Source organism: Pseudomonas sp. P867 (assembly GCF_019891455.1).
In the GTDB taxonomy this organism is placed as follows: Bacteria; Pseudomonadota; Gammaproteobacteria; order Pseudomonadales; family Pseudomonadaceae; genus Aquipseudomonas; species Aquipseudomonas synxantha_A.
In genome coordinates, this window is record NZ_JAFLXB010000002.1 from 304,939 (window position 1) to 331,257 (window position 26,319).

General features: G+C 60.8%; 25 protein-coding genes. 11 read left to right on the forward strand and 14 right to left on the reverse strand.

Annotated features, from left to right (window positions below):
- Nucleotide 1 precedes the first annotated feature (1 nt).
- From dapF to J1G33_RS04930, 4 genes are read left to right on the forward strand one after another with little or no spacing between them, the layout of a single operon-like run.
- Nucleotides 2-832, forward strand: a complete 831-nt coding sequence (dapF, locus tag J1G33_RS04915) for a diaminopimelate epimerase (RefSeq protein WP_078822621.1) — start codon at nucleotides 2-4, stop codon at nucleotides 830-832.
- A 13-nt stretch (nucleotides 833-845) separates the two neighbouring features.
- Complete coding sequence (locus tag J1G33_RS04920) at nucleotides 846-1,562, forward strand: DUF484 family protein (protein WP_032878760.1); 717 nt, start codon at nucleotides 846-848, stop codon at nucleotides 1,560-1,562.
- A gap of 2 nt (nucleotides 1,563-1,564) precedes the next feature.
- Nucleotides 1,565-2,464, forward strand: coding sequence for a tyrosine recombinase XerC (gene xerC / locus J1G33_RS04925; RefSeq protein WP_103734170.1), 900 nt, complete (start codon nucleotides 1,565-1,567; stop codon nucleotides 2,462-2,464).
- The gene (locus J1G33_RS04930) at nucleotides 2,461-3,156 is read left to right on the forward strand and encodes an HAD-IA family hydrolase (RefSeq protein WP_032878755.1); all 696 of its coding nucleotides are present in this window, start codon (nucleotides 2,461-2,463) and stop codon (nucleotides 3,154-3,156) included. Before xerC ends, J1G33_RS04930 begins: the two co-directional genes overlap by 4 nt.
- A 188-nt stretch (nucleotides 3,157-3,344) precedes the next feature.
- On the opposite strand, the gene sutA is transcribed toward J1G33_RS04930, so the two are convergent.
- From sutA to glnK, 4 genes are all read right to left on the reverse strand, one after another.
- Nucleotides 3,345-3,677 (reverse strand): transcriptional regulator SutA, encoded by a 333-nt coding sequence (gene sutA, locus J1G33_RS04935; protein WP_032878753.1) that lies wholly within the window; start codon nucleotides 3,675-3,677, stop codon nucleotides 3,345-3,347.
- Between the two features lie 102 nt (nucleotides 3,678-3,779).
- On the reverse strand, nucleotides 3,780-4,205 hold the full coding sequence (locus J1G33_RS04940; RefSeq protein WP_005792453.1) for a secondary thiamine-phosphate synthase enzyme YjbQ: 426 nt from the start codon (nucleotides 4,203-4,205) through the stop codon (nucleotides 3,780-3,782).
- 209 nt (nucleotides 4,206-4,414) lie between these two features.
- Nucleotides 4,415-5,752, reverse strand: a complete 1,338-nt coding sequence (locus J1G33_RS04945; protein ID WP_032878752.1) for an ammonium transporter — start codon at nucleotides 5,750-5,752, stop codon at nucleotides 4,415-4,417.
- A 34-nt stretch (nucleotides 5,753-5,786) separates the two neighbouring features.
- Nucleotides 5,787-6,125 (reverse strand): P-II family nitrogen regulator, encoded by a 339-nt coding sequence (gene glnK / locus J1G33_RS04950; RefSeq protein ID WP_002555808.1) that lies wholly within the window; start codon nucleotides 6,123-6,125, stop codon nucleotides 5,787-5,789.
- A 422-nt stretch (nucleotides 6,126-6,547) separates the two neighbouring features.
- On the opposite strand from glnK, the gene J1G33_RS04955 reads away from it, so the two are divergent.
- Together J1G33_RS04955 and J1G33_RS04960 are read left to right on the forward strand one after the other, a co-directional pair.
- Nucleotides 6,548-6,811, forward strand: a complete 264-nt coding sequence (locus tag J1G33_RS04955; protein WP_005792456.1) for an accessory factor UbiK family protein — start codon at nucleotides 6,548-6,550, stop codon at nucleotides 6,809-6,811.
- A 215-nt stretch (nucleotides 6,812-7,026) separates the two neighbouring features.
- On the forward strand, nucleotides 7,027-8,523 hold the full coding sequence (locus J1G33_RS04960; protein ID WP_005792457.1) for a YifB family Mg chelatase-like AAA ATPase: 1,497 nt from the start codon (nucleotides 7,027-7,029) through the stop codon (nucleotides 8,521-8,523).
- 6 nt (nucleotides 8,524-8,529) lie between these two features.
- Here the strand turns inward: J1G33_RS04960 and J1G33_RS04965 are convergent, their stop codons facing one another.
- Nucleotides 8,530-9,105, reverse strand: a complete 576-nt coding sequence (locus tag J1G33_RS04965; RefSeq protein WP_032878749.1) for a TetR family transcriptional regulator C-terminal domain-containing protein — start codon at nucleotides 9,103-9,105, stop codon at nucleotides 8,530-8,532.
- A 112-nt stretch (nucleotides 9,106-9,217) separates the two neighbouring features.
- On the opposite strand from J1G33_RS04965, the gene J1G33_RS04970 reads away from it, so the two are divergent.
- Nucleotides 9,218-10,132: an ABC transporter six-transmembrane domain-containing protein gene (locus tag J1G33_RS04970; protein ID WP_223017773.1), complete on the forward strand. Its 915-nt coding sequence runs from the start codon at nucleotides 9,218-9,220 to the stop codon at nucleotides 10,130-10,132.
- A 3-nt stretch (nucleotides 10,133-10,135) separates the two neighbouring features.
- Here the strand turns inward: J1G33_RS04970 and J1G33_RS04975 are convergent, their stop codons facing one another.
- A complete protein-coding gene (locus J1G33_RS04975; protein WP_122733005.1) occupies nucleotides 10,136-12,112 on the reverse strand; it encodes a methyl-accepting chemotaxis protein in 1,977 nt (658 codons plus the stop codon).
- Nucleotides 12,113-12,289: 177 nt separating this feature from the next.
- The gene (locus J1G33_RS04980; RefSeq protein WP_032878744.1) at nucleotides 12,290-13,210 is read right to left on the reverse strand and encodes a LysR substrate-binding domain-containing protein; all 921 of its coding nucleotides are present in this window, start codon (nucleotides 13,208-13,210) and stop codon (nucleotides 12,290-12,292) included.
- A gap of 151 nt (nucleotides 13,211-13,361) precedes the next feature.
- Here J1G33_RS04980 and J1G33_RS04985 point away from each other — a divergent pair, with 151 nt between their 5' ends.
- Entirely contained in the window at nucleotides 13,362-14,765 is a 1,404-nt protein-coding gene (locus J1G33_RS04985; RefSeq protein ID WP_103734166.1) for a NorM family multidrug efflux MATE transporter, read from the forward strand.
- Nucleotides 14,766-14,890: 125 nt separating this feature from the next.
- Here J1G33_RS04985 and J1G33_RS04990 read toward each other — a convergent pair whose 3' ends face one another.
- The gene (locus J1G33_RS04990) at nucleotides 14,891-16,555 is read right to left on the reverse strand and encodes a bifunctional diguanylate cyclase/phosphodiesterase (RefSeq protein WP_005792463.1); all 1,665 of its coding nucleotides are present in this window, start codon (nucleotides 16,553-16,555) and stop codon (nucleotides 14,891-14,893) included.
- A gap of 265 nt (nucleotides 16,556-16,820) precedes the next feature.
- Between J1G33_RS04990 and rep the strand changes: the two genes are divergently transcribed.
- Together rep and J1G33_RS05000 are read left to right on the forward strand one after the other, a co-directional pair.
- On the forward strand, nucleotides 16,821-18,830 hold the full coding sequence (gene rep / locus J1G33_RS04995; RefSeq protein WP_005792464.1) for a DNA helicase Rep: 2,010 nt from the start codon (nucleotides 16,821-16,823) through the stop codon (nucleotides 18,828-18,830).
- Nucleotides 18,831-18,888: 58 nt separating this feature from the next.
- Nucleotides 18,889-19,461, forward strand: a complete 573-nt coding sequence (locus tag J1G33_RS05000) for a xanthine phosphoribosyltransferase (protein ID WP_223017774.1) — start codon at nucleotides 18,889-18,891, stop codon at nucleotides 19,459-19,461.
- A gap of 115 nt (nucleotides 19,462-19,576) precedes the next feature.
- Here the strand turns inward: J1G33_RS05000 and J1G33_RS05005 are convergent, their stop codons facing one another.
- From J1G33_RS05005 to dadA, 6 genes are all read right to left on the reverse strand, one after another.
- Nucleotides 19,577-21,499: an acetyl-CoA hydrolase/transferase C-terminal domain-containing protein gene (locus J1G33_RS05005; protein WP_223017775.1), complete on the reverse strand. Its 1,923-nt coding sequence runs from the start codon at nucleotides 21,497-21,499 to the stop codon at nucleotides 19,577-19,579.
- A gap of 138 nt (nucleotides 21,500-21,637) precedes the next feature.
- Nucleotides 21,638-22,048 (reverse strand): c-type cytochrome, encoded by a 411-nt coding sequence (locus J1G33_RS05010; RefSeq protein WP_032878737.1) that lies wholly within the window; start codon nucleotides 22,046-22,048, stop codon nucleotides 21,638-21,640.
- A gap of 181 nt (nucleotides 22,049-22,229) precedes the next feature.
- Complete coding sequence (locus J1G33_RS05015; RefSeq protein ID WP_005792468.1) at nucleotides 22,230-22,778, reverse strand: cupin domain-containing protein; 549 nt, start codon at nucleotides 22,776-22,778, stop codon at nucleotides 22,230-22,232.
- 116 nt (nucleotides 22,779-22,894) lie between these two features.
- Nucleotides 22,895-23,968, reverse strand: coding sequence for an alanine racemase (gene alr, locus J1G33_RS05020; RefSeq protein ID WP_005792469.1), 1,074 nt, complete (start codon nucleotides 23,966-23,968; stop codon nucleotides 22,895-22,897).
- A gap of 78 nt (nucleotides 23,969-24,046) precedes the next feature.
- Entirely contained in the window at nucleotides 24,047-24,400 is a 354-nt protein-coding gene (locus J1G33_RS05025) for a RidA family protein (RefSeq protein ID WP_005792470.1), read from the reverse strand.
- Nucleotides 24,372-25,673, reverse strand: a complete 1,302-nt coding sequence (gene dadA / locus J1G33_RS05030) for a D-amino acid dehydrogenase (protein ID WP_223017776.1) — start codon at nucleotides 25,671-25,673, stop codon at nucleotides 24,372-24,374. The genes J1G33_RS05025 and dadA overlap by 29 nt, the downstream gene beginning before the upstream one ends.
- Nucleotides 25,674-25,829: 156 nt before the next feature.
- Between dadA and J1G33_RS05035 the strand changes: the two genes are divergently transcribed.
- On the forward strand, nucleotides 25,830-26,318 hold the full coding sequence (locus J1G33_RS05035) for an Lrp/AsnC ligand binding domain-containing protein (protein ID WP_003176896.1): 489 nt from the start codon (nucleotides 25,830-25,832) through the stop codon (nucleotides 26,316-26,318).
- Nucleotide 26,319: the final 1 nt, after the last annotated feature.

A 26,319-nucleotide genomic window follows, 5' to 3' on the forward strand; every position in this document is an offset into this window, starting at 1 on the left:
CATGCTGCTGCGTTTTACCAAGATGCACGGGCTGGGCAATGATTTCATGGTTCTGGACCTGGTCAGCCAGCACGCGCACATCCTGCCCAAACACGCCAAACAGTGGGGCGATCGTCACACCGGCATCGGTTTCGACCAGTTGCTGCTGGTGGAGGCGCCGAGCAACCCGGAGGTGGACTTCCGCTACCGGATCTTCAATTCCGACGGTTCCGAAGTGGAACAGTGCGGCAACGGTGCGCGCTGCTTTGCACGCTTTGTGCTGGACAAGCGCCTGACGGCCAAGCGCCAGATTCGCGTCGAAACCAAGGGCGGTGTGATCGAACTGGATATTCGCAGTGACGGCCAGATCAGCGTCAACATGGGCGCGCCACGCCTGGTGCCGGCGGATATTCCGTTCCAGGCCACCGAGCAGGCCCTCAGTTACCCGTTGGACGTGGATGGCAAAACCGTGGATATCGCCGCCGTGTCCATGGGCAACCCCCATGCGGTACTGCGGGTCAACGACATCAATAACGCCCCGGTGCACGAACTGGGGCCGAAGATCGAACATCACCCGCGCTTTCCAGCGCGGGTCAATGTGGGCTTCCTGCAGGTGATCGACCGTACCCGCGCGCAATTGCGCGTTTGGGAACGCGGCGCCGGCGAAACCCAGGCTTGCGGTACCGGCGCTTGTGCCGCTGCCGTAGCCGCGATCAGCCAGGGGTGGATGGACTCGCCGCTGCTGATCGACCTGCCCGGTGGACGCTTGTCCATCGAATGGGCAGGCCCTGGCCACCCGGTGATGATGACCGGGCCGGCCTCGCGTGTATACGAAGGACAGGTCCGTCTATGAGTGAGCCAAGCCAATGACCGATAAGCCTCAAGTACCCGCACACGCTACCCCGAGTGAAAGCCTGGAGGCCGCTGCTGTCGCGGCGTACCTTGAGGCTAATCCGGACTTCTTCGTCGAGCATGAAGAACTGCTGCCGGCCTTGCGCATTCCCCACCAGCGCGGCGATACCGTGTCGCTGGTGGAACGGCAGATGAAGATCCTGCGCGAGCGCAATATTGAAATGCGCCATCGGCTTTCCCACCTGATGGACGTGGCCCGCGACAACGACCGCTTGTTCGACAAGACCCGCCGCCTGATCCTGACCCTGATGGACGCCGCCAGCCTGGAAGAAACGGTGATCGCCGTGGAAGACAGCCTGCGCGAGGACTTCCAGGTGCCCTTTGTCAGCCTGATCCTGTTCAGCGACAACCCGATGCCGGTGGGTCGCTGGGTCACAGGTGGCGAAGCACACACAGCCATCGGCGGCCTGCTGTCCGAAGGCAAGACTGTCAGCGGCACCTTGCGTGAACATGAACTGGACTTCCTGTTTGGTGCCGAGCAGCGCAAGCAGATCGGCTCTACCGCCGTCATCGCCGTCAGCCATCAAGGCTTGCACGGCGTGCTGGCCATCGCCAGCCGTGACCCTGCGCACTACAAAAGCTCGGTGGGCACGCTGTTCCTGACCTACATCGCCGAAGTGCTGGGCCGCGTCCTGCCGCGCCACACCACCACACTGCGCGCGGTGCGCTGACCATGGAGCGGCAACTGGACGCCTATTGCGCTCACCTGCGCAATGAGCGCCAGGTGTCGCCCCACACCCTTGAAGCCTATCGGCGGGACTTGAACAAGGTCCTGGCCTATTGTGAGAAACAGCACGTCAGTAGCTGGAAAGCCCTGGATATCCAGACCCTGCGCAGCCTGATCGCCCGGTTGCACCAGCAAGGCCAGTCCTCGCGTAGCCTGTCTCGCCTGCTGTCGGCAGTGCGCGGCCTCTATCACTACCTCAATCGCGAAGGCCTGTGCGATCACGACCCGGCCAATGGCCTGTCCCCGCCCAAAGGCGAGCGGCGCCTGCCCAAGACCCTGGATACCGATCGTGCCTTGCAGCTGCTCGATGGTGCGGTAGAGGATGACTTCCTGGCCCATCGCGACCAGGCAATCCTTGAGCTGTTCTATTCTTCGGGCCTGCGCCTGTCGGAGCTGACAAGCCTGAACCTCGATCAGTTGGACCTCGCCGATGGCCTGATACAAGTGCTCGGCAAAGGCAGCAAGACCCGCGTACTGCCGGTGGGCAGAAAAGCCCGCGAAGCCTTGCAGCTATGGCTGCCACTGCGCCTTTTGACCAACCCGGCGGACGATGCGGTGTTCGTCAGCCAGCAAGGCCGACGCCTGGGGCCCCGAGCGATCCAGCTTCGGGTCAAGGCCGCCGGCGAGCGGGAGCTGGGGCAGAATCTGCACCCGCACATGCTGCGCCATTCCTTCGCCAGCCACCTGCTGGAGTCCTCCCAGGATCTGCGCGCCGTACAGGAACTGCTCGGCCACGCCGATATCAAGACCACCCAGATCTATACACACCTGGACTTCCAGCACCTGGCAACGGTGTACGACAGCGCCCATCCCCGGGCCAAACGCATCAAAGGCAGCGACTCATGAGTATCAAGCTGATCACCTTCGACCTGGACGACACCCTCTGGGACAACGTACCCGTCATCATCAGCGCCGAAGCGTCGATGCGCGAATGGCTGGCGCTCAACGCCTCCAAGGTCGGGGACCTACCCCTGGAGCATTTCGCCAGCCTGCGCCAGCAAGTATTGCAGCGTCATCCCGAGCTCAAGCACCGCATCAGCATCCTGCGCCATCGGGTGTTGATGCTGGCATTCGAAGAGGCCGGCTATCCCCAGCCTGAAGCGGCGCAAATGGCGGATGTGTGCTTCGAAGCGTTCATCCATGCACGTCACCAGCTCACCGTGTTCCCGGAAGCCGAGCCGATGCTCAAGGCGCTGCGCCAGCACTTCCTGCTGGGGGTGATCACCAATGGCAATGCCGATGTGCAGCGCGTTGGCCTGGCGGAGTACTTCCATTTTGCCTTGCGCGCTGAAGACATCGGCATTGCCAAGCCGGACGGGCGCTTGTTTGAAGAGGCGTTGCAGCGCGGTGGCGTGGACGCCGGAGCGGCGGTGCACGTGGGCGATCACCCTGGGGATGACATCGCCGGTGCTCAGCAGGCGGGGCTGCGGGCGGTGTGGTTTAACCCCGCGGGCAAGGCCTGGGAGGGTGACAAGCACCCGGATGCGCAGATTCGCAGCCTGACGGAGTTGCCGCCACTGCTGAGTCGCTGGGGTTAACACTGCCCCCCAATGTGGGAGCTGGCTTGCCTGCGATAGCGGTGGGCCAATCAACACAGGGCTCGCAGATACACCGCTATCGCAGGCAAGCCAGCTCCCACAAGGTATTGCAGCGAACTGGTAATGGCTCCAGGCATGAAAAAGCCCGCAGCGACGGCGGGCTTTTTCTTACAAGCAGGAGGCAGACCTTAGATAGGTCGGCTGCCGTACTTGTTATCCGGCTTCTTCGGTGGGTCTGCAACCACGTTAGCCTCGACTTCGACCACTTTGCCGCCTTTAGCGAGGAACTCTTCCATCGCACGGGCCAGGGCATCGCGCTCTTTGTTCTTGGCTTCAACGCTTGGCAGCTCGTCTACCGAAACAGCAGCCTTGGCTTTGCCTTTGGCTTTGGGAGCCGCGTCATCGGCACCGCCATCCTCGGCATCGTCAGCAACGTCTTCCGCCGCTACTTCAAGACCTTCTTCGGTGTCGTCTTCATCACCTACTTCGAGGTCGTCTTGTTCCAGATCATCGTCGCTCATGTTCTACCTCATGACTTGCGAAAAGCAGATTAGTTATAGCCCAGCTTCACCCTCTGTCGAGGTCGCCGGAAAAAAATCAACATCCACCGGATTTCCAGTGGCTTATGCCTCTTCACCGTGCAAGGTGGCGAGGACTTTACGAGCACCGCCATGATCACGGTGCTCGCCCAGATAAACACCTTGCCAGGTCCCCATCGCCAAGCGGCCGGCCTTGACCGGCAAACTCAGCTGGCAGCCCAGCAGACTCGCCTTGAAGTGCGCCGGCAGATCATCCGGACCTTCGTCGTTGTGTTCAAACCCTGCGCGGCCCTGTGGCACCAGCAGGTTGAAAAAACGCTCGAAGTCACGGCGAACCGCCGGGTCGGCATTCTCGTTGACGGTCAACGAGGCCGAGGTGTGCTGCAGCCACAAATGCAACAGGCCCACACGGCAAGCCTTCAATTCAGGCAAGCCGGCAAGCAACTCGTCCGTTACCAGATGAAAGCCCCGGGGCTTGGCCCGCAGGGTAATCAGGGTCTGTTGCCACATACAGTTCTCCGCCCATCGGCGCGCATTCTAGCGCGCTCTGGGAAAAAACAAAGTGCCGAATACGCCTTCATGCCTGTAAGACATTTGCACTCTGAAAAGTGCCGTGTGGATCCCATCACAAAGTTGATAAAAAACCCATACACCTTTAGCCAAAGACAAACACCAGACAAAAAAATGCCCGGCAAGCCGGGCATGTTTTTTTCGCGTACTTACAAGTTGTAGCCGCGCTCGTTGTGTTGCGCCAGGTCGAGGCCCACAGCCTCTTCTTCCTCAGTGACACGCAGGCCCATGACCATGTCCAGCACCTTGAGGATGACGAAGGTCACGATGGCTGTATAGATCACAGTGAAGCCTACGCCTTTGCACTGGATCCAGACCTGGGCAGCGATATCGGTCACGGTGCCGAAACCGCCCAGTGCCGGGGCTGCAAACACACCGGTGAGGATCGCACCGACGATACCGCCGATACCGTGCACACCGAAGGCGTCCAGGGAGTCGTCGTAGCCCAGCTTGCGCTTGAGGCTGGTGGCGCAGAAGAAGCACACCACACCGGCAACCAGCCCGATCACCAGAGCACCCATCGGGCCCACGGTGCCAGCGGCTGGCGTCACGGCGACCAGGCCGGCCACCACACCTGAGGCAATGCCCAGTGCACTTGGCTTGCCGTGAGTGATCCACTCGGCGAACATCCAGCCCAGCGCCGCAGCAGCCGTGGCAATCTGGGTCACCAGCATCGCCATGCCCGCCGTGCCGTTGGCCGCCGCAGCGGAGCCGGCGTTGAAGCCAAACCAGCCGATCCACAGCATGGCCGCGCCGATCAAGGTATAACCCAGGTTGTGCGGTGCCATTGGTGTAGTCGGGAAGCCTTTACGCTTGCCCAGCACGATGCACGCCACCAGGCCCGCCACACCCGCGTTGATGTGCACGACGGTGCCGCCGGCGAAGTCCAGCACGCCCCAGTCCCACATCAGGCCACCGTTGCCGCTCCAGACCATGTGCGCGATCGGCGCGTAGACCAGGGTGAACCAGATAGCCATGAAGATCAGCATCGCGGAGAACTTCATGCGCTCTGCGAAGGCACCGACGATCAGCGCCGGGGTGATGATGGCGAAGGTCATCTGGAAGGTGATGAACACGGCTTCCGGAAACAGCGCCGCAGGCCCGGTGATGCTGGCCGGGGTGACACCCGCCAGGAACGCCTTGCCCAGGCCGCCGAAGAAGGAGTTGAAGTTGACCACACCCTGTTCCATACCGGTGGTATCAAACGCGATGCTGTAGCCGTAGACGACCCACAGGATGCTGATCAAGCCGGTGATGGCAAAGCACTGCATCATCACTGACAGAATATTCTTGGAGCGGACCATGCCGCCGTAGAACAGCGCCAGGCCAGGGATGGTCATGAACAGCACCAAAGCGGTGGCGGTCAGCATCCAGGCGGTGTCGCCGGAGTTGAGGACTGGAGCAGCCACTTCGTCTGCCGCCATGGCCAGGCTTGGCATTACGATGGACAGCAGGGCTCCGAGCCCTGCGAATTTACGCAGAGTCATAGTGTTTTCTCCTGGGGCGTTGGGGTTTGGCGGCTTAGATTGCGTCGGTATCGGTTTCGCCGGTACGGATGCGAATAGCCTGTTCCAGATTGACCACGAAGATCTTGCCGTCACCGATCTTGCCGGTGTTGGCCGCCTTGGTTATCGCCTCGATAACCCGGTCAAGATCCTTGTCGTCAATGGCGACATCAATCTTCACCTTCGGCAGGAAATCGACTACGTATTCCGCGCCACGATACAGCTCGGTATGACCCTTCTGCCGACCGAAGCCCTTGACCTCAGTAACGGTAATGCCCTGCACGCCGATCTCGGACAGTGACTCGCGTACATCGTCCAACTTGAACGGCTTGATGATGGCAGTGACTAGCTTCATGAAAACTCTCTCCCGAATTGGTGGACTTGCCCCAGGAAAACAAACCCGTCTCAAGTCTAAGCGCAGTGCCTGGCTTTGTAACGCATCGTCGCCTCGGCATTTGCCGTTGCGACGCCAGCGATCCACTGGTGACGAAACCTGTACCCCTGATCCGTCGGCGCACTGCATTCGTCACAGCGACTGCATCAGTGCATGGGTCATGATCGTCTAAGCAGAAACCTTGCCAGCTCCGTAAATACCACTGAAATCAATCCCTTGCTCACTTGTGCCCACCCACGGGGCGTGCGTGCGGCCGCAATGCGCATCAAAACGGTGCGCAGCCGCCCGCTTTGATGCGCGAAAACCGTGCGCAACGCGGCATGAAAAAGACTATAGACGCTGCGTGATACACTGCTGGCCAACTGTTTTCCGGAATGTTTCCCATGCTCGCGCCCAAAGACCTCCTCGACGCCCTGAGCGGCCACGCCTCTCGCCTGTTCAGCGGCGACACCCCGCTGCCCCGCAATGAAATCGAAAGCCAGTTCAAGGCATTGCTGCAAAGTGGTTTCAGCAAGCTCGACCTGGTCAGCCGGGAAGAGTTTGACAGCCAGATGGTGGTGCTGGCCCGCACGCGTGCGCGGTTGGAGAGCCTGGAGGCGAAGGTGGCTGAACTTGAAGCACGGTTGGCGCCATCCTCTGCTGAATAAACACGGTTAGTGTGGGAGCTGTCTTGCCTGCGATGGCGGTGCATCAGCGGATGATTCTTTGCTGACATACCGCTATCGCAGGCAAGCCAGCTCCCACATTTGTTTTGCATTGCCGCCCGGATACGTTCTGTAAAATCTCCCTCGCCCCGCTCCGTCCCGCCTCGTCTACCCTTGAAAAACCCGCAGGAAGCGGCCCACCCATTCAAGGAACGAGCATGTCCCTCGCTATCGTGCACAGCCGCGCCCAGGTCGGCGTTGAAGCCCCCGCCGTCACCGTTGAAGTGCATATGGCCAATGGCTTGCCATCGCTGACGCTGGTGGGCCTGCCGGAAACTGCAGTGAAGGAAAGCAAGGATCGCGTTCGCAGCGCCATTCTCAACTCGGCGCTGCAATACCCGGCCCGGCGCATCACCCTCAATCTCGCGCCCGCCGACCTGCCCAAGGACGGCGGGCGCTTTGATCTGGCGATTGCCCTGGGGATCCTGGCGGCCAGTGTGCAAGTGCCGGCCTTGATGCTTGATGACGTGGAGTGCCTTGGTGAGTTGGCGTTATCGGGCGAGGTACGGGCGGTGAAGGGTGTGTTGCCGGCCGCGCTTGCGGCGCGCAAGGCCGGGCGCACCGTGATAGTGCCCAGGGCCAATGCCGAGGAAGCCTGCCTGGCGTCGGGGCTCAAAGTGATTGCGGTGGACCACCTGCTGCAAGTGGTGGCGCACCTTAATGGGCATGTGCCGATTGAGCCCTACAGGTCCGACGGCTTGCTGTACTTGAACAAGCCTTACCCGGACCTGAGTGAAGTGCAGGGCCAACTGGCAGCCAAGCGTGCCTTGCTGATTGCGGCGGCCGGCGCACATAACCTGCTGTTCAGCGGGCCACCCGGTACCGGCAAAACCCTGTTGGCCAGCCGCCTGCCGGGCTTGCTGCCACCGCTGAGCGAGCAGGAGGCGCTGGAAGTGGCCGCGATCCAATCCGTGGTCAGCCTGGCCCCCCTGAGCCATTGGCCTAATCGCCCGTTTCGCCAGCCGCACCACTCGGCATCCGGCCCGGCGCTGGTGGGTGGCGGCTCGAAGCCGCAGCCGGGGGAAATCACCCTGGCCCATCACGGCGTGCTGTTTCTGGATGAGCTGCCGGAATTTGATCGCAAGGTACTGGAGGTGCTGCGCGAGCCATTGGAGTCGGGGCATATCGTGATCTCCCGAGCCAGGGACCGGGTGAGTTTCCCGGCACGCTTCCAATTGGTCGCGGCCATGAACCCCTGCCCGTGCGGCTACATGGGCGAACCCAGCGGGCGTTGTCGGTGCACGCCGGAACAGATACAACGCTATCGCAACAAGCTATCCGGGCCGCTGCTGGACCGGATTGATTTGCACCTGACAGTCGCGCGGGAGGTCACTGCGCTGAGCCCCTCCCAACAGGCCGGTGACACCACCGCGCAAGCGTCCGCCCAGGTGGCGCAAGCCCGTGAACGCCAGCACCAGCGCCAGGGTTGTGCCAATGCATTCCTCGATCTGCCACGGCTACGCGAACACTGCCAGTTGACCAAAGCCGATGAAAGCTGGCTGGAAAGCGCGTGCGAACGACTGACATTATCGCTGCGTGCAGCCCATCGGTTGCTCAAGGTGGCTCGCACCCTGGCGGACCTTGAGCAAGTGGAAGGCATCGCCCGCCATCATTTGGCGGAGGCGTTGCAGTACCGACCAGCCGCTCATGGCTAGCACTTGTCAGGCAAAATCCAGCAGCAGCCTCGCCACTTCCAGCACCTCTTCCAGCACCGCTTCTGCCGACTCTGCGGAAGGCTTGAGCATCAGGTCATCGGCATAGCCCATCGCCAGGGCGAAGATCTGCCGTGCAGCGCGCTGACACGACTCGCAGCGAAAGACGCCATCGGCAACGCCCCGCTCGATCACTTCGGCAAGCATGCCTTGCCACTGGGCGTTGATCACCAGGTAAGCCTGGGCCATTTGCGGGTCGTGCATGGCTTCGTCCCAGGCGTCGAGCCACAGCGCCCAAGCGGCGTCAGCGGTACTGGGCAGGCAGTCGCGCAAGAACCCCATAAGCGCCTCCAGCGGTGGAGCATCGGCCAACGGCTCGCGCACTTCATCCAATTGCTCATTGGCAAAGCGCACAAAAGCTTCGCGACGCAGTTCATTCCAGTCACTGAAATAGTGATAGACGTGACTGCGTGACAGCCCGGCATGTTCGGCCAAGTCACGGGTGGACACCGCGGCAAAGCCCTTGCTGCGAAACAGCTCAAGAGCGGCGGCGATGATCTGGTCTTTACGGTCGATACGCGACATGGGCAATTCCTTCGGGCGCCGGTAGATGAGCGGCGCTTGCTTTTTGAGCGATCGCTCAAGGATACTTGAGCAGTCGCTCAATAATAGCGTCTATCACTCCTTTGGTGCACCCATGACATCCGTCACCCCCCAAATTCTGATCGAAGAAAGCCAGAAAATCGGCCAGCAGTCCGCCAGCCAGACACTCAAGGCTATTGCCAAAGCCTATCCCGGCAAGCTGTCTTGCACCTTGTCGCTGGTGGCGCTGGAGAACGCACTGTTGTTGGCCTATCCGCTGTTTGCCGGGTTCGCGGTGGATTCGATTATCCGCGGCGATGCCACCAGTGCGTTGTTCTATGCCGCCGTGGTCATGGCGTTCTGGGTGGTCGGGGCGGCACGGCGAGCGCTGGATACACGCACGTTCACGCGCATTTACGCCGACCTTGCGGTGCCAGTCATCCTCAACCAGCGCCAACAGAACCACAGCACCTCGAAATCAGCGGCACGGGTGGTGCTGGCACGGGAATTTGTCGACTTCTTTGAAAAGCACGTGCCAATCATCGCCACGGCGTTGGTGTCGATTGTGGGCGCGGCGGTAATGTTGATCGTGATTGAGCCATGGGTAGGCATGGCCTGTCTGGCCGCGCTGCTGCTGTGCATGACCTTGTTGCCACGCTTTGCACAGCGCAATCAGGAACTACACGAGCGCCTGAATAACCGCCTGGAGAAAGAAATCGGCCTGGTCGAAAAGGTCGGCGCGCCGACCCTGCGACGTCACTACCAGGTGCTGTCGCGCCTGCGCATCTGGCTTTCAGACCGCGAGGCTGTGGCGTACCTGTTTCTCGGTACGCTCGCGGCTTTGCTGTTTGTGGTTGCGATCAGCCAGTTGGCCTTGTCCCCAGCGGTCAAGGCCGGCCACATCTACGCGGTGATGACTTACCTGTGGACCTTCGTGACCAGCATGGATGAAGCGCCAGGTATGGTCGACCAACTGGCGCGGCTCAAGGACATCGGCAAGCGCGTAGACCCAGGGCTGGGCGACCACTAAGCCTCAACGAAACCGGTCTACCTCCTGACGCAAGCCTGCCGCCAAGGTTTCCAGTTCCTTGGCGGTGACTGCCAGGTTCGACACCACTTCGCGCTGCTCGCTGTTGGCCAGGGCAATGCTCTGCAAGTTACTGCTGAGCAGGGTTGCGGTGCTGCTCTGCTCCTGGGTGGCGGTGGTGATCGCAGCGAATTGCTGGCCGGCCGAGCGGCTTTGCTCATCGATACGCGCCAGGGCCGAGGCGACGTCGGCGTTGCGCGACAGGCCGTCCTGCATCAATACCTTGCCGTGTTCCATGGTGCTGATGGCGTTGCCGGTTTCCTGCTGGATGCTCTGGATCATCGCCGAAATTTCATCGGTGGCCTGGCGGGTGCGCGAGGCCAGGTTGCGCACTTCGTCGGCGACCACGGCAAAACCGCGGCCTTGCTCACCGGCGCGAGCGGCTTCGATGGCGGCGTTGAGCGCCAGCAGGTTGGTCTGTTCGGCGATGGAGGTAATCACACCGACGATCCCGCCGATTTCCTGGGAGCGCTGGCCCAAGGTGTTGATCACTGCGGCTGTGCTGTTCAGGGCAGTGGCAATATGCTCCAGCGACGATGACGCCTCTTGCATCGAGGTGCGGCCGATCCGGGTCTGCTGGGCATTCTCTTGCGCCAGGCGCTCGGTGTTGCCCATGTTGTCGGCGATGTTCAACGAGGTAGCGCTGAACTCTTCCACCGCGCCGGCCATACTGGTGATCTCGCCGGACTGTTGCTCCATGCCTTCGTAGGCGCCACCGGATAGCCCCGACAGCGCCTGGGCGCGGCTGTTGACCTGTTCGGCAGCACTGCGGATATGCGAAACCATGGTCGACAGCGCCTCACCCATCTGATTGAAGCTGCGCGCCAACTGCCCGATTTCGTCATGGCTGGACACGTTAAGGCGTGCGCTCAAGTCGCCTGCGCCCAGAGCTTGCGCCTGGCGTACCAAATCACTCAATGGCGCCAGCTTGCTGCGCAACAGCCACACCGTGGCGCCCACTGCCAGCAACATCGCCAGCACGCTGCCGATCACCAGGCGAATCCCGACTTCCCACGTCACGGCGCGTATTTCCGCCTTGGGCATACTCGCCACCACCGCCCAGGGGCCGCCTTCGAACGGCACCGAGACGCTATAGAAATCTTCATTCTTGTCGCTCCAAAAACGCCCTGCCCCCGGCGTCTTTGCCAGGTCGAGCATCACGGCAATGGCCTGGTCCGGCGCCTGCACGCCGGCTGGCGGCACCAGCCAATGCTTCTGCTCATCCAGCAGCGCCAGGGAGCCGGTCTGGCCGAGGCGGAAGCGCTTGAGGTTTTCAAACTGGGCGTTCTGCGCGTCGGTGTAATCGAAGCCGATAAACAGCACGGCGATGACCTTGCCGTTGCTGTCACGTACCGGGCTGTACTGGGTCATGTAGGAACGGTCGAACAATACCGCACGGCCGATATAGGTCTGGCCATCGGCAACACGCTGGTAAGCCGCGCCCTGCCGGTCAAGCACGGTCCCGATGGCACGATTGCCGTCCTGCTTGGTCAGGGAAGTGCTCACGCGGATAAAGTCGTCGCCGCTGCGCACGAATACGGTGGCCACACCGCCGGACATTTGCTTGAACTCATCCACTTCTTCGAAATTGTTGTTCAGCACCTCATTACCCAGGTACAGGCTCGGCGTCTGTACACCGGCCACGGCCACGGGTTGGTCGGCACGCACACTCAGGCCGGCGCCGAAGCGTTTTTCAAACAGCCCGCTCAAACGCTGGGTACTCTCGCGCAAGGTGCTGTGGAAGGTATTGAGTTGGTCGGCGAGCAAACGCGCCTCGCTGGCCAGGTGCTCCTCACGGGTGTCGAGGTTGGCGGAGTCAAGGGAACGCAGGGCAAACACAGTGCTGCCGCTGATAACGACAGCCAGAATCACGGCAAGGGCGAGACCTAACTGGGAGGCAATCCGGGCACGAGGTTGAGACATGACAGCTCCTGGCCGAGGCCAGGATCATCCTGATCTCATAGCGCTGCTCGGCAAATTATCTAGTGGGAAACGTTGGTGCACGATGGTTCCAACACACCTTCTTCGGCGGCACTTGGTAATACTTGAGCGAATCACAGGGGTATCCCGCAAACGATTGCATCAAACGCCGGCACCTACTCAATCGAGACGTTCAACCTGGGGCAACTCCATCGCTTTGACTTCACCTTGAAGAAACTCCGCCAGCCGTCGCAAGCGTTCCCCCCCGGGACGGGTTTTCGGCCACACCAGGTAGTAACTTTCCCCACTGGCGACCGCCCTGGGCCACGGCAGGCTCAGGCGTCCCTGGGCGACATCTTCGGCCACCATCAACAAATCGCCCATGGACACGCCATAGCCACGCGCCGCCGCGATCATGCCCAACTCAAGGGTATCGAACACCTGCCCACCCTTGAGAGACACCCGGGACGACAACCCCATGCGCTCCAGCCAGTTGCGCCAGTCACGACGATCAGGCGTGGGATGCAACAACTCGGCACTCGCCAGGCGGGCAGCGTCCCAAGGTCCATCATCCAGCAGGTTCGGCGCGCCCACGGGGATCAGCAATTCGGGGAACAGGTAACTGGCCTCCCAGTCCGCCGGAAAATGCCCATCGCTCAACAACACCGCACAGTCGAAGGGTTCCTGGTTGAAGTCCACTTCATCCACGCTCATCCACGCACTGGTCAGTTGCACCTCATTGCCTGGCTGCAAGGCGCGGAAGCGACTCAGGCGCGCCAATAGCCAGCGCATGGTCAAGGTGGACGGTGCCTTCATGCGCAGAATGTCATCTTCAGTATTCAAGGTATGACAGGCGCGCTCCAACGCAGCGAAGCCTTCGCGCACGCCGGGCAGCAACAGGCGTGCGGCTTCGGTGAGCTGCAGATTGCGACCGCTGCGCTGGAAAAGGCGGCAGGCGAAATGCTCCTCGAGGGTGCGGATATGCCGGCTGACCGCACTTTGGGTGATGGACAGTTCCTGCGCCGCACGGGTGAAGGAGTTGTGCCGGGAAGCGGCTTCAAATGCACGCAGGGCATACAGTGGAGGAAGACGACGAGACATTGGGAAAGCTCCGACGGCGCAATATCGGCACCCTATCAGAATCAACGAGGCATGAGTTTTAATCATGTGAACGATCGCTTTTATCCTTTTGTGCAAAGCGCCCAAAGCGCCGAGAATCAATCTCCCCCCATTTCCTGACTATTTGAGTGTGATGATCATGCAACATCCGGCACGTACCGAACTCTGGGCCATTCTGCGGCTGTCGGGGCCGTTGATTGCCTCACAGTTGGCGCACATGCTGATGGTGCTGACCGACACCCTGATGATGGCGCGCCTGAGCCCCGAAGCCCTGGCCGGCGGCGGCCTGGGCGCGGCGAGCTATTCGTTCGTGGCGATCTTCTGCATCGGCGTGATTGCCGCGGTGGGCACCCTGGTCGCCATTCGTCACGGCGCAGGCGATATCGACGGCGCCACGCGCCTCACCCAGGCCGGGCTGTGGCTGGCGTGGTTGATGGCCTTGGCAGCGGCGCTGCTGCTATGGAACTTGAAGCCGGTGCTGCTGATGTTCGGCCAGACCGAAACCAACGTACAAGCGGCGGGGCAATTCCTCACCATCCTGCCTTTCGCCCTGCCCGGCTATCTGACTTTCATGGCGCTGCGCGGCTTTACCAGCGCGATCGGCAAGGCGACGCCGGTGATGGTGATCAGCCTGTGCGGCACCGTGGTCAACTACCTGCTCAATCACGCCTTGATCGAAGGCATGTTCGGCCTGCCGAAACTGGGCCTGATGGGCATTGGCCTGGTGACCGCCATCGTCGCCAACGGCATGGCGCTGGCATTGATGTGGTACATCCGCAGCAACCGCGCCTACGCCGCCTACCCGCTGGGTACTGGACTGCTGCGCTTGAATACCCACTACCTGCGCGAGCTGTGGCGCCTGGGCCTGCCGATCGGCGGCACCTATGCAGTAGAGGTCGGGCTGTTTGCCTTTGCGGCGTTGTGCATGGGCACCATGGGCAGTACCCAGTTGGCCGCGCATCAGATTGCCCTGCAAATTGTCTCGGTGGCGTTCATGGTACCGGCGGGGATGTCCTACGCGGTGACCATGCGCATCGGCCAGCATTACGGCGCCGGGCAGTTGTTGCAGGCACGCATGGCCGGTCGGGTCGGCATAGGCTTTGGTGCCATGGTAATGCTGGGATTTGCCGTAGTGTTGTGGCTGTTTTCCGACCCGTTGATCGGGCTGTTCCTCGACCATGACAACCCGGCGTTCCATGACGTCATCGTCCTGGCCGTCAGCCTGCTGGCCGTCGCCGCGTGGTTTGAATTGTTCGACGGTGTGCAGACCATTGCCATGGGCTGTATCCGTGGTTTGAAGGACGCCAAGACCACCTTCCTGGTCGGCCTGGGTTGCTACTGGCTGATCGGTGCGCCCTCGGCCTGGCTGATGGCGTTCACTTTAGGCTGGGGGCCCACCGGGGTATGGTGGGGCTTGGCGCTGGGACTGGCGTGCGCGGCGGTGAGCCTGACATGGGCGTTTGAGGCGAAGATGAAGCGGATGATTCGGCGGGAGCCGGATGCTCCTGTTGGATTCCAAGCGGCACTGCCTGACTAGCGAGTGCACGCGGTCCATGTGGGAGCTGGCTTGCCTGCGATAGCGGTGTGTCAGGCTAATCATTATTAGCTGAACGACCGCTATCGCAGGCAAGCCAGCTCCCACATTTGAACCACTTTGAAGGCTCAGCCCAACAGCGCCTGCTGGCTTTGCCCAAACATCAGGTACTCCACCAGTTCCGCCAACGGCAACGGCTTGCTGATCAGGTACCCCTGGGCCTGGTCACAACCGAACAACCGCAACAGCTCAAGCTGCTCGGGTGTCTCCACGCCTTCGGCCACCACTTCCAGGTTGAGGTTGTGGGCCAGGTTGATCATCGCGTGTACCAATTTGCGGTTTTCTTCGCGCTCTTCCATGCCGCCGACAAAACTTTTGTCGATCTTCAACAAGGCGATCGGCAGGCTGTTGAGGTGCACGAATGACGAAAACCCGGTGCCGAAGTCATCCAGGGAGAACCGCACGCCGAGGCGGCCCAGGGCGTCCATGGTCTGCTTGACCAGATCGCTGCGGCGCATCACCGCGGTTTCAGTCAATTCGAACTCCAGCCATTGCGCTTCCACGCCACGCTCGGCAATCAGGCGACTGAGTGTGGAGAGCAATTGGCTGTCCTGGAACTGGCGAAACGACAGGTTGACGGCCATGTGCAGCGGCGGCAGGCCGCGTTCGCGCAGGTCTTGCATGTCGCGCAGGGCCCGGGAAATCACCCAGTAGCCCAAAGGCACGATCAGGCCACTCTGCTCGGCCAGCGGCACGAATTCGCTGGGTGGCAACAAGCCGCGCTCACCGTGGCGCCAGCGCACCAGGGCTTCGAGGCCGACGATATGACCGTCGTCCAAGTCCAGGCGCGGCTGGTAATGCAGCTCCAGCTCATCGCGGCGCAAAGCCCGGCGCAGTTCACTTTCCAGGTCGGCCAGGCTGCGAGCGTTGCGGTTGATGCGTTCATTGAAGATGTGAAAGGTGCAGCCCTGGGTGCTTTTGGCCTGCTGCATGGCGATATGGGCGTGCCACATCAACGGGTCAGCGCCGGCGCGGGCGCGCGCATGTGCCACGCCCAGGCTGCAGCCGATCAACAAGCTTTCGCCATCGACCCAGTAAGGCTCGGCCATCACTTCGGTGATGCGCTCGGCCATCCACTCGGCACGCTGGGGCGCGCGACGGGTGTCGATCAGCAAGGCAAATTCATCGCTGCCCAGCCGCGCCAGCTGGTCCCCGGCTTCGAGCTGGCTCTTGAGCCGCGACACCACTTGCAGGATCAACCGATCGCCGGCCTGGTGGCCGAGGGCGTCGTTGGCATGACGGAAGTTGTCCAGGTCCAGATGGCCCAGAGCCAGGCCGCGGCCTTCGTTGTCCGCCAGCCGCGCCGCCAGCAGTGTCTGGAAGCCCTGGCGGTTGGCGATACCGGTGAGCGGGTCCTGCTCGGCCAAGCGCTGCAAGGTGTTCTCCAGAACGCCGCGCTCGCGCACATGGCGCAAGCAGCGGCGCAATGTTTCAGGGTCCAGCCCATTCAGGATCAACCAGTCGCTGACACCGAGCGGCGACACCAGCGGCTCCTGCTCCAACAGCAATACACACGGCAAGCTGCAGCGGCCAGGACCGGGCTGCAGGCTGGGCGTGGTCAATAGCACGGCGCCCTGATCGTCATCGAACAGACGACTCACCGAGTCCCAGTTGGGTGCACTGATCAGCACAGCCCCTTCGCCCATCGGCACCAGGCACTCGCGCAACAACGCTGCCCATGCAGGCTCTTCGGCCAGCAGCAGCAAACGCAAGGGTTCGACAGGCGTAGACAAGCTAACTCCCTAGACTCTGCTAAATTTCGTGAGCGATGGCATTATGACGTGCGGCCTGGCAATGATAAATGCGTGACAAATGATAGGTGTTATCAAACACGCAGACTGTGAAAAATAGTCTGAGTATTCCCCACATCCTGCGGCAAAGTAGCAAAACCGGCAAATTTAGATCGAGTGGTACGTCACACCGTCGTTCTAAGGCAGCAGAATCTTGCCAGCCTGTTAAAATGCCCGCCCTTTTGAACAACGACTCCTAAAACTCCGTATGTCCCGACTCAATCCCCGGCAGCAAGAAGCCGTGAACTACGTCGGCGGCCCTCTATTGGTGCTCGCCGGCGCCGGCTCCGGCAAGACCAGCGTGATCACCCGCAAGATCGCGCACCTGATCCAGAACTGCGGCATCCGCGCCCAGTACATCGTCGCCATGACCTTTACCAACAAGGCGGCGCGGGAAATGAAAGAGCGGGTCGGCACCCTGCTCAAGGGCGGCGAAGGCCGCGGCCTGACGGTGTGTACCTTCCACAATCTGGGCCTGAACATCATCCGCAAGGAGCATGTGCGACTGGGCTACAAGCCCGGCTTCTCGATCTTTGACGAGACCGACGTCAAAGCCCTGATGACCGACATCATGCAGAAGGAATACGCAGGCGACGACGGCGTCGACGAAATCAAGAACATGATCGGCTCATGGAAAAACGACCTGATCCTGCCCGCCGAAGCCCTGGAAGCTGCACGCAACCCCAAGGAGCAGACCGCCGCCATTGTCTACACCCACTACCAGCGCACGCTCAAGGCGTTCAACGCAGTGGACTTCGACGACCTGATCCTGCTGCCGGTCAAGCTGTTCCAGGAACACAAGGACATCCTGGAGAAGTGGCAAAACAAGGTACGCTACCTGCTGGTGGACGAATACCAGGACACCAACGCCAGCCAATACCTGCTGGTGAAGTTGCTGATTGGTACGCGCAACCAGTTCACCGTGGTGGGCGACGACGACCAGTCGATCTACGCCTGGCGCGGCGCCCGCCCGGAAAACCTGATGCTGCTCAAGGAAGACTACCCGTCGCTGAAAGTGGTGATGCTGGAGCAGAACTATCGCTCCACCAGCCGCATCCTGCGTTGCGCCAACGTGCTGATCTCCAACAACCCCCACGAGTTTGAAAAACAACTGTGGAGCGAGATGGGTCATGGCGATGAGATCCGCGTGATCCGCTGCCGCAACGAAGACGCCGAAGCCGAACGCGTGGCCGTGGAAATCCTCAGCCTGCACCTGCGCACCGACCGGCCCTACAGCGACTTTGCGATCCTGTATCGCGGCAACTACCAGGCCAAGCTGATCGAGCTGAAACTGCAGCACCACCAGGTGCCGTATCGCCTGTCGGGCGGCAACAGCTTTTTCGGACGCCAGGAAGTAAAAGACCTGATGGCCTACTTCCGGCTGATCGTGAACCCGGACGACGACAACGCCTTCCTGCGGGTGATCAACGTACCGCGCCGGGAAATCGGCTCCACTACCCTGGAAAAGCTCGGCAACTACGCCACCGAACGCAAGATTTCCATGTATGCCGCCACCGACGAAATCGGCCTGGGCGAACACCTGGACACGCGCTTCACCGATCGCCTGTCGCGCTTCAAGCGCTTCATGGACAAGGTGCGCGAACAGTGCGCCGGCGAAGACCCGATCAGCGCCCTGCGCAGCATGGTCATGGACATCGACTATGAAAACTGGCTGCGCACCAACAGTTCCAGCGACAAGGCCGCGGATTACCGCATGGGCAACGTCTGGTTCCTGATCGAAGCGCTGAAGAACACCCTGGAAAAAGACGAAGACGGCGAAATGACCGTCGAGGACGCCATCGGCAAGCTGGTGTTGCGTGACATGCTTGAGCGCCAGCAGGAAGAGGAAGACGGCGCCGAAGGCGTGCAGATGATGACCTTGCATGCCTCCAAGGGCCTGGAATTTCCCTACGTGTTCATCATGGGCATGGAAGAGGAAATCCTCCCACACCGCTCCAGCATCGAAGCCGACACCATCGAGGAAGAACGGCGCCTGGCCTACGTGGGCATCACCCGCGCACGTCAGACCCTGGCCTTCACCTTTGCCGCCAAGCGCAAGCAATACGGCGAAATCATCGATTGTGCCCCCAGCCGGTTCCTTGACGAGCTGCCGCCCGATGACCTGGCCTGGGAAGGCAATGACGACACCCCCACCGAGGTGAAGGCCGTTCGCGGCAACACCGCCCTGGCGGATATACGCGCAATGCTAAAGCGCTAGAATCGACTACTTTTCAATCTACTTTCGGCGCCTGCTGCGCCATCAGAGGAAGCTTTCCGTGGAAGCACTGCAAAAGAAAATTCGCGAAGAAGGCATCGTGCTTTCCGATCAGGTTCTCAAGGTCGACGCCTTTTTGAACCACCAGATCGACCCGGCACTGATGAAACTGATCGGCGACGAATTCGCCGCGCTGTTCAAGGATTCGGGGATCACCAAGATCGTCACCATCGAAGCCTCAGGTATTGCACCGGCGATCATGACCGGGCTGAACCTGGGTGTACCGGTGATCTTCGCGCGTAAGCAGCAGTCGTTGACCCTGACGGAAAACCTGCTGTCGGCAACGGTGTATTCCTTCACCAAGAAAACCGAAAGCACCGTGGCGATCTCCCCACGCCACCTGACCAGCAGCGACCGCGTGCTGGTGATCGATGACTTTTTGGCCAACGGCAAAGCGTCCCAGGCGCTGATTTCGATCATCAAGCAGGCCGGCGCGACTGTTGCGGGCTTGGGGATCGTGATCGAGAAGTCGTTCCAGGGTGGGCGTGCAGAGCTGGATGCGCAGGGTTATCGGGTTGAGTCGCTGGCGCGGGTGAAGTCCTTGGCGGGTGGTGTCGTGACCTTCATCGACTAAATCAACGTGTGGGAGCTGGCTTGCCTGCGATAGCGGAGTGTCAAACGACAGAGATATCGACTGTCAGGCCCTCATCGCAGGCAAGCCAGCTCCCACATTTGATTTGTGTTGCCTGTCAGCGGGCGGTGGCCTGTAGCCCAGCAAGCAATAGCCGCTGATACAAATCCTCTTTAAACCCCTCCGGCTTATCCAGACGCATCCGTACCAAATGCTCGGGATACGCCTGCGGCTCCGGTGCATCCAGTGCCGCCTTGCCCAACTCCAGAATCTCCGTCAGCTTGAATTTGCTCTTGAGCCAGTTCAGCGCTCGCAACAAGTCCCGCTCCTCATCCGTGAAATCACTGCCCAACGGGTATTCCGGGAACAACCGTCGATGCTTGGCCTGAATCGCCTGGAGGCGTTCCGGCGTGTTGTCCGCAAAGCGCGGATCCAGCTGGAAGTCCTTGGGCAGCTTGCCGGCCTTTTGTGCCTGCTCAATCAAGTCGCCCTGGAAACGCGAGTCGGTGATATTGAGCAGCGCTTCGATCACCTTGGCATCCGTCTGCCCGCGCAAGTCGGCAATGCCGTACTCGGTAATGACGATATCCCGCAGGTGCCGGGGAATGGTGCAGTGGCCGTACTCCCAGACAATATTGGAACTGACCTCGCCCGCCGACTCCCGCCAGCTGCGCAAAATCAGGATTGAACGCGCACCGTCCAGCGCATGCCCCTGGGCAACGAAATTGTATTGCCCGCCCACACCGCTGAGCACGCGACCGTCTTCCAGCTGGTCGGCCACGCCGGCACCGAGCAATGTGACCATGATCGCGCTGTTGATAAAGCGCGCATCCAGGCGCTGCAGCCGCTTGAGTTCTTCCTGGCCGTACAGCTCGTTGATATAGCTGATGGCAGTCATGTTGAATTCGAGACGCTTGGCGTGGGTCATTTCCTGCAAGCGCTGGTAAAAACTGCGCGGCCCTAGAAAGAAGCCACCGTGGATCGACACGCCATCGGGTTGCGCCGCATCGTCCAGAGTGCCTTCGTTGGCCTGCGTCTGGGTCGCCACATCCGGGTAGACCTTGCGGCGCACAATCCCCGCATCCGCCAGCACCAACAGCCCGTTGACGAACATCTCGCTGCAACCGTAAAGACCACGTGCGAAAGGCTCGACACCGCCCTCACGGCTGATCAGTGGCGCCCACTGATACACATCCAGGTCCGTCAGCAGCAATCGATAGGCTTCGTTATCGGCCTGGCGCGCCAGCAAGGCAGCGGTCAGCGCATCGCCCATGGAGCCAATGCCAATCTGCAAGGTGCCGCCGTCACGTACCAGGGTGCTGGCGTGCAGGCCAATAAAATGATCCTGGAAGCCCACCGGCATGTTCGGCGTGGAAAACAATGTGGTGCTGTCTTTTTCATCGAGCAGGTAGTCGAACGCGTCCATGCCCAACTCGGCGTCGCCGGGCATGTAGGGCAGATCGCTGTGGACCTGGCCGACAACGAGGATGGTTTCCCCGGCTTCGCGGCGCTTGGCGATCATCGGCAGCAGGTCGAGGGTGATATCCGGGTTGCAGCTCAGGCTCAGGCGATCAGGATGCTCGGCGCTGCTGGCAACCAGTTGCGCCACCAGGTTCAGGCCGGCAGCATTGATGTCGCGGGCGGCATGGCTGTAGTTGCTGCTGACGTAATCCTGCTGCGCCGAAGTGCTGTGGAGCAGGCTGCCGGGCTGCATGAAAAACTGTTGCACTTGGATATTTTTCGGCAGGCTGTCCTTGTGCAGGTCGGCGAGGAAGTCCAGTTCAGGGTAGTCACCAAACACCCGCTCGATGAACGGTTCGAGAAAGCGCTTCTGCAAGCCATCGCCCATCGTCGGGCGGCCCAGGCTCAACGCGGTGTAGATCGTCAGCGCCCGCTCCGGCAGTTTGGCAATACGCCGGTACAGCGCGTTGGCGAACAGATTGGGCTTGCCAAGACCCAGCGGCATGCCCATTTGGATATGCGCCGGCAACCGCGCCAGTACGTCGTCAACTGCTTGCTCGATTGAACACAACTGCACCATCGGACTGCTCCCGAACATTCCATGAATTGGAGTTGGACCGAGCTTGCCGGGTCTTTGCTGCAATGAACAGCGTCGAAACATAAATCGCGAGCACAAAAAAGCCGCTCGTAAGCGGCATTTTTGGCGAAGATCGTCTGATTACAGGCCGGACATCTTCTTGATGGCGCCTTTGAGGTCTTCATCCGAGCAATCAGCGCAGGTGCCTTTGGGTGGCATGGCGTTGATACCGGTGATGGCCTTGGCCAGGATGCCATCGAGGCCGCCCTGGTGGTCGGCGCGTTCTTTCCAGGCGGCGGTGTCGCCAACTTTCGGCGCACCCAAGAGGCCAGTACCGTGGCACGCGTTACAGTGCTTGGCGATAATCTCGTCCGGTGTTTTCGCACCGCCACCGCCCGCTGCCACGGCCACTTCCATGCCCTTGCATTCCTGGCCCTGGACGCAAACCTGGCCCACAGGCTCCAGGCGCTTGGCAATGTCATCATTGGTCGCAGCTTGAGCGCTGACAGCCCATAGGGCCAGTACGGTTGCTGGTGCAGCCAGCATTTTCATAATTAGGTTCACGCGTTCACCCTCAATGGTGGCTATTCACGCCTGCGGCCACGGTTTCGCAGGCGGCGAAAGTATAACGGTTAGCCCGGGCTGCCGAAACAACCCTATTAAATAAAGGGAGATACGGCCACACGGATACAGCTATGGGAGCCTCTGCAACGCTGGCAGGGCGCCTCTTTTGTTAAAAGTTCGCGGGCGTGGCTGCGCTGATTAGTCGCGCCGGCACATCGAACGGGTTGCGAAAACGATGGGGCTTGGTGCTTTCAAAGTAGTAGCTATCGCCAGCTTCGAGCACAAAAGTTTCAAGACCGACCACCAATTCCAGGCGACCTTCCAGCAGAATCCCGGTTTCCTCGCCCTCATGGGTGAGCATTTCTTCGCCCGTGTCGGCGCCCGGCGGGTAAATTTCGTTGAGAAAGGCGATGGCCCGGCTCGGGTGCGCCCGGCCCACCAGTTTCATGGTGACGGCACCGTCAGAGATGTCGATCAGCTCATTGGCTTTATAGACGATCTGCGTCGGTATTTCCTGGAGGATCTCCTCGGAAAAGAACTCGACCATGGACATGGGGATACCGCCCAACACCTTGCGCAGGGAGCTGATCGAGGGGCTGACGCTGTTTTTCTCGATCATCGAAATGGTGCTGTTGGTGACGCCCGCGCGCTTGGCAAGCTCGCGCTGGGAAAGACCTTTGAGTTTACGGATGGATTGCAGTCGTTCGCCGACGTCCAATGCAGGAGCCTCCTAGGATTCAGGCTTTGTTGTAATTGAGCGTTATCATGGCGACAGCGTTCAGTATTTACAACACTTGGGCCTAAATCCCGAGCAGCTGCATTCGTATCCGGCCATCAAGCGCCGCAATAGAGCCTTGGCACCCGGCGCAGGTTGCAGAAAATCTGGTAGGGAATGGTATCGGCAGCAGTGGCGACGTCACTGGCGAGGATGTTCTTGCCCCACAACTCCACGGTTGAGCCAAGGCCCGCTTGGGGTAAGTCGGTAAGGTCGACACACAGCATGTCCATGGACACGCGCCCCAGCAGTTGGCTGCGCTGGCCCGCCACCAGCACCGGCGTACCGGTTGGCGCGTGGCGGGGGTAACCGTCGGCATAGCCCATGGCAACCACTCCGATGCGCATCGGCTTGGGCGTGACAAACCTGGCGCCATAGCCCACGGGTTCGCCAGCCGGCAGTTCGCGTACACAAATGATTTTGGACTCCAGGGTCATCACCGGCTGCAACCGTGCGGCAAAGGCCTGGTCTTCGCCAAATGGCGTTGCGCCGTAGAGCATGATGCCTGGGCGTACCCAGTCGCTGGCCACGCCTGGCCAGCCTAATACAGATGGGGAGTTACGCAGGCTGACTTCGGCAGCCAAGCCTTGGCGAGCTGCTTCGAATACCGTGACTTGTTCGTTGCTGCTGACGCAATCGAGCTCATCGGCGCGGGCAAAATGGCTCATCAACACGATCTTCGCGACTTTGCCGCTGGCCAGCAGACGCTGGTACGCCTCTTGATAATCCTTGGGATGCAAGCCGACACGGTGCATGCCCGAGTCCAGCTTGAGCCACACGGTCAGCGGTTTGCTCAGCTTGGCCTGTTCGATGGCCTCAAGCTGCCACAACGAATGCACCACACACCACAAATCCTGTTCGATGATCAGCGGCAACTCGTCCGCCTCAAAAAAGCCTTCCAGCAACAGCACCGGCGCGCGAATGCCGGCGGCACGCAGTTCCAGGGCTTCCTCGATGCACGCCACGGCAAACCCGTCGGCTTCGGTTTCCAGTGCCTGGGCCACGCGCACGGCACCATGGCCGTAGGCATCGGCCTTGATCACGGCGAGCGCCTTGGCCCCCGTGACTTCACGGGCCAATTGGTAGTTGTGGCGCAAGGCTTGAAGGTCGATCAGGGCACGGGCTGGACGCATGGCGGCAGGCTTCTAGGCAGCAAGGTGAAGAAAAACCGGTGCCGACCAACAACGTCGGCGCCGGGAGAGGGATCGTTGCTAAGGCAGCGCCGCCACGACGGACAGCTCTACCAGGATTTGCGGCTCGCACAATTTGGCTTCAACCGTGGCACGGGCCGGAGCGACGCCTTTGGGCAGCCACTTGTCCCACACCGCGTTCATGCCGGCGAAGTCGGCGTCAATATCCTTCAGGTAGATGGTCACCGACAGCAACCTGGACTTGTCGGTACCGGCCAGGTCCAGTAAACGCTCGATATTGACCAGGGTTTCACGGGTCTGCTGTTCAATCCCGGCACTCAGGTCGTCGCCGACTTGCCCGGCCAGATACACGGTACCGCTGTGAACCACGATCTGGCTCATGCGCTCATTGGTGAGCTGGCGCTGGATTGACATGTTGTGCGGACTCCTGGTGATTGCCATAACGGGAAATATCGAGGCCGGCGGCGCTGATCTGCGGCGTTTTCTTTGCCATCAGGTCGGCCAGCAAGCGGCCAGAGCCACAGGCCATGGTCCAGCCGAGCGTGCCGTGACCGGTATTCAGGAACAGGTTCTTGAATGGGGTGGCACCGACAATCGGCGTGCCGTCGGGTGTGGTCGGACGCAGACCGGTCCAGAAACTGGCTTGGGCCAAATCGCCGCCCTGAGGATAAAGGTCGTTGACGATCATCTCCAGGGTTTCACGTCGACGTGGATTCAGCGACAGGTCAAAACCGGCTATTTCAGCCATGCCGCCGACACGAATACGGTTGTCGAAACGGGTGATCGCGACCTTGTAGGTCTCATCGAGAATGGTCGAGGTGGGCGCCATTGCCGGGTTGGTGATCGGCACGGTCAGCGAGTAGCCCTTGAGCGGGTAAACCGGTGCCTTGATCCCCAGGGGCTTGAGCAGCTTCGGCGAGTAGCTGCCGAGGGCCAGTACATAGCGGTCGGCGGTTTCCAGCTTGCCGTCGATCCACACACCGTTAATGCGATCACCGGCGTAATCGAGGCGCTGGATGTCCTGCTCGAAACGGAACTCCACACCCAACTGCTTGCACATCTCGGCCAGGCGTGTGGTGAACATCTGGCAGTCGCCCGTCTGGTCATTCGGCAGCCGCAAAGCACCGGCGAGGATATCCGTAACGCTGGCCAGGGCCGGTTCAACACGGGCAATACCGGCGCGATCAAGCAGTTCGAACGGCACGCCGGACTCTTTCAACACCGCGATATCCTTGGCGGCACCGTCAAGTTGGGCCTGGGTGCGGAACAGCTGGGTCGTACCGAGGCTGCGACCTTCGTAGGCAATGCCGGTCTCGGCACGCAATTCGTCGAGGCAGTCGCGGCTGTACTCGGACAGGCGCACCATGCGCTCCTTGTTCACGGCATAGCGGCTGGCCGTGCAGTTGCGCAGCATCTGCGCCATCCACAGGTATTGATCGATATCGGCGGTTGCCTTGATCGCCAGCGGCGCGTGGCGCTGCAGCAACCACTTGATAGCCTTGAGCGGCACACCCGGCGCGGCCCATGGCGAGGCGTAGCCAGGGGACACCTGGCCGGCGTTGGCGAAACTGGTTTCCATGGCAGCGGCAGGTTGACGGTCGACCACCAAGACATCGAAGCCGGCCCGCGCCAAATAGTAGGCACTGGTCACCCCAATGACACCGCTACCCAAGACCAGAACGCGCATTTTTATATCCTCATCACGGGCTTAGCCGCTGACGTGTGTTATTCGAGCAATGATGGACGCAGTGTAAAAAACAATCACCAGTGCATTTCACTATATAAATGCCTATATTTGGCGACAATTCTTGGCAAAAACCCTTTTCACAGAGGCGTATCCCCTATGCGTACCAACACCCAGACCAAGCGGGAGCTGGACAAGATCGACCGCAATATCCTGCGCATCCTGCAAACCGACGGGCGCATTTCGTTCACGGAGCTGGGGGAAAAGGTCGGGCTGTCCACCACTCCCTGTACCGAGCGGGTGCGGCGCCTGGAGCGCGAAGGGATCATCATGGGCTACAACGCGCGGCTCAACCCGCAGCATTTGAAAGGCAGCCTGCTGGTATTTGTCGAGATCAGCCTGGATTACAAGTCTGGCGACACCTTTGAGGAATTTCGCCGCGCCGTGCTGAAACTGCCTCATGTGCTGGAGTGCCACTTGGTATCAGGGGACTTCGACTACCTGGTGAAAGCGCGCATTTCGGAGATGGCTTCGTACCGCAAGTTGCTCGGCGATATCCTGCTCAAGTTGCCCCATGTGCGCGAATCCAAGAGCTATATCGTGATGGAAGAGGTGAAGGAGAGCCTGAACCTGCCGATCCCCGATTGAC